Below are 7,641 nucleotides of genomic sequence, written 5' to 3' on the forward strand. Positions count from 1 at the left end.
ATGGGCCGCGTTCAAGCGTGGCTCAGTGACTGTCCAGCGCCACCGGGGCCTGGGCCTTGAACTGCGGGTCCTGCAGCATCTGCGCAATGAAGTCGTCGGTGATGCGCCGCACATGCTGGTATTGGCCGCCATCAGTGTTGGCCCAACCACGCCAGGAGCGGGTCTGGTTGCTGACCCGATACTTGGCCACCTCCTGGTCACCGCGACTGACATGGAACATCACCTGGCTGTCCCAAGTGGTCCGGCCCGGCACGATAAACAAGGTCATGGCACTGAGCAGCCCCATGGGAATGTTCTGCCAGCCGAAGTAATCACTGTTGGCCATCACGATCACGTTGTAGCCATCGGCACTGAACCCCGGCTGCACCTGCTCGAAGGTGCCGCGACGACGCAGTTCGTCACGGATCAGGCCGGCAGGGATGGCCCCCATCACACTGACGCTGATCGCCGGTAGCCGCTGCTGATAATCCACCTCGGCCGGCTTGAGACTGTGGCTGGTCTGGCAACCGCCAAGCCCCAGCATCAGCACCATCAAAAACCACAATTGACTACGCATTACAGATCCCCCGACAGCATGGCCTTGAGCATCGACGACTTGGGCCCCTGCTCCCTGACGATCAACGACGTGACCTCCTCCATCTTCTCCAGATCGACCCGTTGCAGGTTCGGCACCTGCGGGTATTTGGCGCGCACCAGGGCGGCATCGCGCTCCAGGTGGTCGCTGTGCAGAAACACGCACTTGGCCCCCGACGCCGACAGGCAGCCGGCGCGAAAATCACCCAGGTAATAAGCCTTGCCGGCTTCCAGTTCCAAGGGGATGGAGAAATCTTCGCGGCTCCAGGCGGTGGCGTTGCCGCGGTCGAAGTGCAGGTTGTAGATCTCGTAGCGCCCGGGTTTGAGCGGCATCACGAACAGGCTGCCGATGCCGTGCCAGGTCTCGCGCACATCCCGTGGCGTGCGGCCGTAGATCTGGTTGTACAAGCGCGCCGAGGCGAACCCGTCACCGCCGCGCGGGCGAATCAGCAGCATTTGTTCGTTGGCGGTGTGCACCGCCTTCGGCCAGATGCCGACCACCCCCACCACATAGGCCACCCCCGACTGCGAGTCGGGGCGCATGCTCTCGGCAACTTTCGTGGAAGACAGGCTGTAGCAACCGCTCAACGCCAGCAGCGCGGCGAGTAATACGAGAGGGCGAATCATGAGGTCGCAGATCCCTTGGACAATGATTGATAACGTCAACCAGAGTGCCAGGCCTGCCGAGCGCCCGGTGACGGGCGCGGAGGATAAGGCAAATGATGGCATTGCGCCATAACTCCGTCGCCAATCGGCTGGCGGCCTGCCAGATCACAATACGCTGCCCTCGCCCGGCCTCCAGGCAAATGCCAGGTGCTCGTGAAAATCCGCTGGCAGCACAAAGCCCGAACGCTGCCTGGGTTCGGGCCTTGTGCTGTCGAGGGTGTGTGGAGCCGGGCCTAAACGGACGTCAGGTCCTTGATGTTGTGGCTGGGGCCGTTGGCCTTGACGCTGGCGATGCCCTTTTCCCGGGCCGCTTCCGAGGAATAGGTTTCACTGTTGCCGATGATCTGGTGGTTGGCCGCCTTGAGGTTGAAATAGGGTTTGCCATCCTTGGCGCTCTTGCGCTCGTAGCGCTCTTCCAGGGGACTGTTGGCCTGCACCGAGGCGATGCCGTTCTCGGCTGCGGCGCGGGTGGTGTACTGCTCGCTGCTGAGAATGACCTCGGCATTGGCCGCCTTGAGCACGAAGCGAAACTGGCCGTTGCTGCTTTTCTTCAACTCATACCATCCGGACATGCTGTAGCTCCTGGGTTGATCGTTGGGCGTTGCGCCTTGAGAGTAAAGACTCTTTCAGCCATTCAGCCATTGCCCCGGTGGCTGAAGAAACGGTTTTCCACCCGCGCCAGCCCCAGGTGTTCACGCAGGCTGTGGCCGGTGTAGCGCTGGCGAAACAGACCCCGGCGCTGCAGCTCGGGGGTGATCAGTTGCACGAAATCGTCGATGGCCCCCGGCAGATGGGTGAACAGCACATTGAAGCCGTCGGCGGCGTATTCCTGGTACCAGGTAGCCAGCTCATCGACGATCTGCCCCGGCGTGCCCACCAGTACCTTGTGCCCGCTGGCCGACAGGCTGCGCAGCAGTTGCGCCAGGCTCGGCCGCTCACGGCGGATCAGTTCCTGCACCAGGTGCCGGCGGCTTTTATGCCGCTCGGTGGGGGCGGCATCGTCCAGCAACGGCACCTGCGCATGCAGGGGCAGATGCGACAGGTCGATACCCAGGTCCAACAGGTAGGACAGGGCCTTGAGCTGTGCCTGGGGGTCCTGCAGTTCCTGCAATTGCTGGTACTTCTCCTCGGCTTCGTTGAGGGTGCGGCCCACCGTGGGGGCGATGCCGGGGAAGATTTTCAACTGCCCGGCATGACGCCCGTAAGCGGGAAGCCGTTCCTTGAGTTCGCGATAGAAAGCCTTGGCCTGCTGCAGGTCGGTCTGGGCGGTGAACACCAGCTCGGCGCAGCGCGCCGCCAGCTCACAGCCCGGCCCGGACGACCCGGCCTGGGCGATCACCGGCCAGCCCTGCAATGGCCGCGGTGCATTCAACGGCCCCTGTACCTGGAAGTGCCGCCCCCGGTGCTGCAACAGGTGCATGCGCTCCGGGCGCAGCCACTGGCCGCTGGCCTTGTCCCGGGGAAAGGCGTCGTCGGCCCAGCTGTCCCACAACCCGCTGGCCACACTGAAGAACTCCTCGGCCCGAGCGTACCGCTCGGCGTGGCTCAGGGGTTCGGGGTGGTTGAAGTTCTCGCCGCCGACCAGCCCGGTTACCAGGTTCCAGCCAGCCCGGCCCTCACTCAAGTGGTCCAGGGAGGCGAACTTGCGCGCCAGGTTGTAGGGCTCGTTGTAGGAGGTGCTGGCGGTGGCGATCAGGCCGATATGCCGGGTCACCACCGCCAGGGCCGGCAGCAGGGTCAGCGGGTCCCAGCGCAGGCTGTAGGAACTGCGGGCCAGTACCCGCGGGTCCAGGTCCCCCACCGCCACGTTGTCGTTGAGAAACAGGGCGTCGAAACAGCCCCGCTCCAGGGTTTGCGCGTAGTGCCGGTAGCGCTGGAAATTCAACGAAGCATCGGCATCCGCCTGGGGATGGCGCCAACTGCCGCCATGGGCGCCGGAGCCGGAGAGAAAGGCCCCCAGCCCCATCTGCCCGCCGCGCTCAGCCACGGCTGGTGCCCTCCTCGGCCGTCGGCACCGGCGCCGGGGCCGGGGCCGTGCGCAAGAGCAGGCTCACCGAGGCCCAGACCAGCAGCGTGACCACCGCCAGAAAGCCCATCACCGCGCGGTAACCATTGAGAAAGGCGCCCTGGGCATCGTCCAGCGGCGTGGCGGAAAAGTGATGGAACAGCCCCACCCCCACCGCCAGCCCGACACCGCCACCGACGTTGTGCAAGGTCATCAGCGAGCCCATGGCCACCGAACCCACTTCCTGGGGCACCGAGGAAATACCCAGCACCGTGGACGGCCCGAGAATGCTGGCCCACCCCAGGCCCATGACGACAAAGGCGCCCAGCAGATAAGGCAGCGAAGTCTGGCCATCGAAACCGGCCTGCAACAACGCCGACAGCACGAACAGCAGCAGCCCGGTCTTGATCAGCAGCGCCGGCCCCTTGCGATCCACCAGGCGCCCCACCAGCGGTGACAGCAGCGCCACCCCCAGGGTGGTGGGCAGCAACAGCAGGCCGCTGGCCTGCACCGTTTCGCCGCGGATCTGCGCCAGGTACAGCGGCATGACGAAAAACGCCACGCAGTAGAACAGCGCCAGGCCGAAACTGGCCGCCACCCCGGCAACGAAACGCCGGTTGGCGAACAGCTTGAGGTCGATGATCGGCGCGGCCACCCGCCGCTCCACCGCCAGGAATGCGCCCAGGGCCAGCACCGCCAGCGCCACCAGGGCCAGGGTCAGGGGTGAGCCCCAGCCCCAGCTGCCGCCCTGGACGATCACCAGCACCAGGCTCGGCAGGCCGATCAGCAACAGCAGCGCGCCCCAACCATCCAGGCGCGCCCCGGTCTCGGCCGAACGCGACTCCTTCACGCTGAAGCTGCAAATGCCCAGGCTCAGCAGTACGAAGGGCACGTTGATGAGAAAGATCCACTGCCAGCCGAAGGCGCTGGTTATCAGCCCGCCCAACACCGGGCCGACCGCCAGCCCCACTCCATTGACCCCGAACAGCACGCCGAAGGCCCGACCCTGCTCGGCGGTCTCGAAGGTGCTGGAGACAATCGCCCCCGAGGCGGTATAGAGCACCGCGCATGCCAGCCCCTGGGCCACCCGCGCGCCGATCAGGGTATCGATCTGCCCCGCCAGCCCGGCCGCCAGGGAGGCCAGGCCGAACACCGTCAGGCCGATGAACAGCACCCGCTTGCGCCCGTGCAGGTCGGCCAGGCGCCCCACCAGCACCATGAAGCTCGATAGGGCCAGGATGAAGCCGTTGATCACCCATTGCAGGGCGTCCACCGAGGCCCCGAGGTCGGCCTGCAGGGCCGGTAACGCGGTGTTGACGATGGTGAAATCCACACAGCCGAGAAAACTGGCGATGCTCACACCGAGCAATGCCCACCATTTGCGTTGCTGTTGCGCAAAAACGCTCATGGAAACTCCTTGTCAGTCATAAAAAAACGCTCTGTAGGAGCCCGCTTGCCGGCGAACAGCCCCTTGAGTACGGCATCGCCGGCAGGGGCGCTTTCGCTGGCAAGCCAGCGCCTACATTGATCGCGGCGGATCAGATGGCGATGGCGCCGCTGGTCCAGTTGGGGTGAATGGCGCCGGGCAAGGTGAAGGGAATCGGGATCCCCCGCTTCTTGAACTTCAGGGGCAGCCAGCGCACCCGGTCCGGGCTGTGGGGTTCGATCAGCAACTCGCGGCTGGTGGCCATGGCCGTGGTCATCTGCTGCGGGTAGAGCACATAGTGGTAACCCTCGTCGGCCCACAGCGGCAGGATGATCGGGATCTCTTCCAGGATGTACTCCCGGCACTGGGCCGCCGCCCGCTCGATGTCCGCGTGTTCGTCACGCAGGCGCAGGCGCTCGGTGAATACGCCGATGGTGCTGTCGATGGCGTCGCGCAGTTCCTCGCGCTGCTGGTAGACCTGGTTCAGTTGCTGGCGCAGCTCGGCATAGCGGTCGCTGGCCAGTTCCTGGTTCCAGCGGGTGATGTGGTACGGCACCCGCAGGCCGTCGAGGATGCTCTGGTTGCGCGCCAGCCAGGCATCGCCATCGCGGATCGCCGCCGACAGCGCCTCCCCGGGGGACTTGCCGTGCTTGTTGTGGCGTTGCAGGGTATCGGCCACCACCACCTTGACGTGGCTGAAGCCGGACTGGTTGATCAAGTGAATGGTGGACCGCAGCTTCTGGTCCTCGTGATATTCCTGGCCGACGCTGACCGCCAGTACCACGCGCTTGCCGTCGAATTCGTGCTCCTCGCCGCCCTTGTTGAAGTAGGCCTTGAGGTTGATTTCCTGCACCTTGCTCATGAGTTCAGCTCCAGTAGGCCAAAGGCTGGTGTTCGCCGTAGTAACCGATAAAGACCCCGAGGGTGACCCGGGTGCTGCTGGCCGAAGGGCGCACGGCGTGGATCAGCCGCGGGTTGAGGAGGATCAGGTCGCCGGGCTCGGGCTTGACCACGAAATCCGGCGGCGGCAGCAGGTGGCGTTCGATGCCGTAGGCCCGTTCGCCCTTCAGGCGGTTGTACTCCTGCTCGTCCGGCTCGATGCCCCAGATCTCCAGCTCTCCGCCGTCCTCGGGGATTTCCAGGTAGATGTTGGTGGACAGCTGGGTCAGCAACTGCGGGCTGTGGCCCTCGGGGGCATTGCGTTCAAGCTTGTCGGTGTGGGGCGTGAGATCGACCCCAGAACCCTGGAAGCGGGCAATGCCGACGAAACACTTCTGCCCGTCCACCTGCAACAGGTGCGCGCCCTGCGGCCAGACTTCGTCCAGCAGCAGGCGCAGTTCGTCGATGGGCGAGGCCAGTGGCCGGAACAGATTGCGGATCTTGCGAATGTTGGGCAGGGCCAGGGCGTGGTATTCGGCCCGGCTCTGCTCATCCTGGATCTCGATATAAGCCTTGCCGACCCGGACGAACTCCTGCTGCTGGCTGAAGGCACTGCGCAGTTCCTGCTGATACAGATGATCCCGCGCCACCTGCAAGGTATCCGGTGGGCAGAAACCTTTGAGCTGAACGCCGTAAGAGCGTTTTTCCACAACATCGAGGATATGCCGCGCTTCAAGTTTGTCGGCCGTAGTGACTGTGAACATGCAAGCTCCCTTAATTCCCTGGAAGTAGCGACGAAGTACAACATCGGTAGAACGTAATAATTTGTTTCAGGGCCACCTTAGGCAGTTGCGATGGCCTTGTGAAATATCCTTTATCTCTAATATCCAAACTTAAAAATGTATCGAAAATCAGGCAAATAGCGGCCACCACAGGCACTTTGAAAGTGCTGCGAAAAGATTATGAAATTTGCTGATAGTTAAATTAAGCGAAGGACATTATTGCTCTTTATTTATTTAAAACCTCCCGAGATCAATTAATAAAACTGCCACACACTCATTCAACTTCATTGAATTGAGCATCCATGTAAGCTGCGGCATCGAAAGTCTTCTGAATAATGCCCTCCTCGCGGTAGAGATCGGCGGTGTGCTGCACGTCCTCCACCACGGCCGGGCCTACGGCGATACGCCGGGGCACCGAGTAGCGATTGGAACGCTCATGCACCTCCACCGGCAAACCGCTGTAGCCGGCCTGGATCTTTGAAAACTCGCTCTGGTGCTGGTTGGCCCAGGCATAGGCACGATCCAGGCGCTGCAGGAAGTCGGCGATCTGCTGCGGCTTGTCGCGAATCGCCTGGTCGTTGGCCACCAGCAGCATGTGCCCGGCGAACAGCCCTTCGCCACTGACCAGCACCCGGCTGCCGCCCTCCATCTGCACCATGCTGGTATAGGGGTCCCAGGTCGACCAGGCATCGGCCTGGCCGTTGCTCAGCAGGCTGCGGGATTCGGCCGGCTGGAGAAAGATGAACTGCGCATCCGCGCCGTGCAGGCCCACCGACCGCAGGGCGGCCAGGGCCAGGAAATGGCCGATGGAGCCCCGGGTGGTGGTGATGCGCCGGCCCTTGAGGTCGGCGGCCTGCTTCAGCGGCGAATCCTCCTTGACCACGATCGCCACCGCGGTCGGCGTGACCTTGAGCTTGATCACCCCCACGGTCTTGAGCGGCGCCCCGGCCGCGGCGGCAAACACAAAGGGCGCATCCCCCAGGCTGCCGATATCCACCGCCCCGGCGGCCAGGGCCTCGGCGGTGGGGGCCGCGGCAGCGAAGGAGGCGAACTCGATGGGGTACGGCACCTGCTCCAGCTCGCCTGCCGCCTGCAGCAGAATCTTCAGCGACTGCTTCTGGCTGGACACCCGCAGCGCCGGCTGCGCCAGTGCACTGCCCAGCCACAAACACAACACCAGCCCTTGCAGGAGCCGGCCTGCCGGCGAACCGCCCCTGCCCCCTGCGCCCTTCATGCCGCCGCCTTCGCTGGCAAGCCAGCTCCTACCAGGTGAACGACCGGCAGGACGCCACGGCTGTAGGAGCCAGCTT

8 protein-coding genes are annotated in these 7,641 nt (G+C 64.1%); all 8 read right to left on the bottom strand.

Going from position 1 to position 7,641, the window contains the following annotated elements; genetic code table 11:
• Positions 1 to 22 precede the first annotated feature (22 nt).
• Positions 23 to 556 carry a hypothetical protein gene (locus tag AC1RCO_RS09525; RefSeq protein ID WP_011059736.1) on the bottom strand — a complete coding sequence of 178 codons (534 nt, stop codon included), beginning with the start codon at positions 554 to 556 and terminating at the stop codon, positions 23 to 25.
• On the bottom strand, positions 556 to 1,200 hold the full coding sequence (locus tag AC1RCO_RS09530) for a hypothetical protein (protein WP_011059735.1): 645 nt from the start codon (positions 1,198 to 1,200) through the stop codon (positions 556 to 558). The genes AC1RCO_RS09525 and AC1RCO_RS09530 overlap by 1 nt, the downstream gene beginning before the upstream one ends.
• A gap of 272 nt (positions 1,201 to 1,472) precedes the next feature.
• Positions 1,473 to 1,811: a YegP family protein gene (locus AC1RCO_RS09535; protein ID WP_011059734.1), complete on the bottom strand. Its 339-nt coding sequence runs from the start codon at positions 1,809 to 1,811 to the stop codon at positions 1,473 to 1,475.
• 62 nt (positions 1,812 to 1,873) lie between these two features.
• Entirely contained in the window at positions 1,874 to 3,205 is a 1,332-nt protein-coding gene (locus AC1RCO_RS09540) for an LLM class flavin-dependent oxidoreductase (RefSeq protein ID WP_019094811.1), read from the bottom strand.
• Between the two features lie 13 nt (positions 3,206 to 3,218).
• Positions 3,219 to 4,652 (bottom strand): MFS transporter, encoded by a 1,434-nt coding sequence (locus AC1RCO_RS09545; protein ID WP_103290505.1) that lies wholly within the window; start codon positions 4,650 to 4,652, stop codon positions 3,219 to 3,221.
• Between the two features lie 130 nt (positions 4,653 to 4,782).
• Positions 4,783 to 5,532, bottom strand: coding sequence for a tRNA-dependent cyclodipeptide synthase (locus AC1RCO_RS09550; RefSeq protein ID WP_011059731.1), 750 nt, complete (start codon positions 5,530 to 5,532; stop codon positions 4,783 to 4,785).
• A gap of 4 nt (positions 5,533 to 5,536) precedes the next feature.
• On the bottom strand, positions 5,537 to 6,313 hold the full coding sequence (locus tag AC1RCO_RS09555; protein ID WP_011059730.1) for a 2OG-Fe(II) oxygenase: 777 nt from the start codon (positions 6,311 to 6,313) through the stop codon (positions 5,537 to 5,539).
• Between the two features lie 292 nt (positions 6,314 to 6,605).
• Positions 6,606 to 7,641 (bottom strand): aliphatic sulfonate ABC transporter substrate-binding protein (locus AC1RCO_RS09560; protein ID WP_492617656.1); only part of this gene is annotated, 1,036 nt, incomplete at its 5' end.

It is taken from the genome of Pseudomonas sp. GW823-FHT03E05, from assembly GCF_058796855.1.

Excerpts from the sequence above, each read along its gene's own strand:
- AC1RCO_RS09525 (WP_011059736.1), bottom strand. The coding sequence starts at position 556 with ATGCGTAGTCAATTGTGGTTTTTGATGGTGCTGATGCTGGGGCTTGGC.
- AC1RCO_RS09530 (WP_011059735.1), bottom strand. The coding sequence starts at position 1,200 with ATGATTCGCCCTCTCGTATTACTCGCCGCGCTGCTGGCGTTGAGCGGT.
- AC1RCO_RS09535 (WP_011059734.1), bottom strand. The coding sequence starts at position 1,811 with ATGTCCGGATGGTATGAGTTGAAGAAAAGCAGCAACGGCCAGTTTCGC.
- AC1RCO_RS09540 (WP_019094811.1), bottom strand. The coding sequence starts at position 3,205 with ATGGGGCTGGGGGCCTTTCTCTCCGGCTCCGGCGCCCATGGCGGCAGT.
- AC1RCO_RS09545 (WP_103290505.1), bottom strand. The coding sequence starts at position 4,652 with ATGAGCGTTTTTGCGCAACAGCAACGCAAATGGTGGGCATTGCTCGGT.
- AC1RCO_RS09550 (WP_011059731.1), bottom strand. The coding sequence starts at position 5,532 with ATGAGCAAGGTGCAGGAAATCAACCTCAAGGCCTACTTCAACAAGGGC.
- AC1RCO_RS09555 (WP_011059730.1), bottom strand. The coding sequence starts at position 6,313 with ATGTTCACAGTCACTACGGCCGACAAACTTGAAGCGCGGCATATCCTC.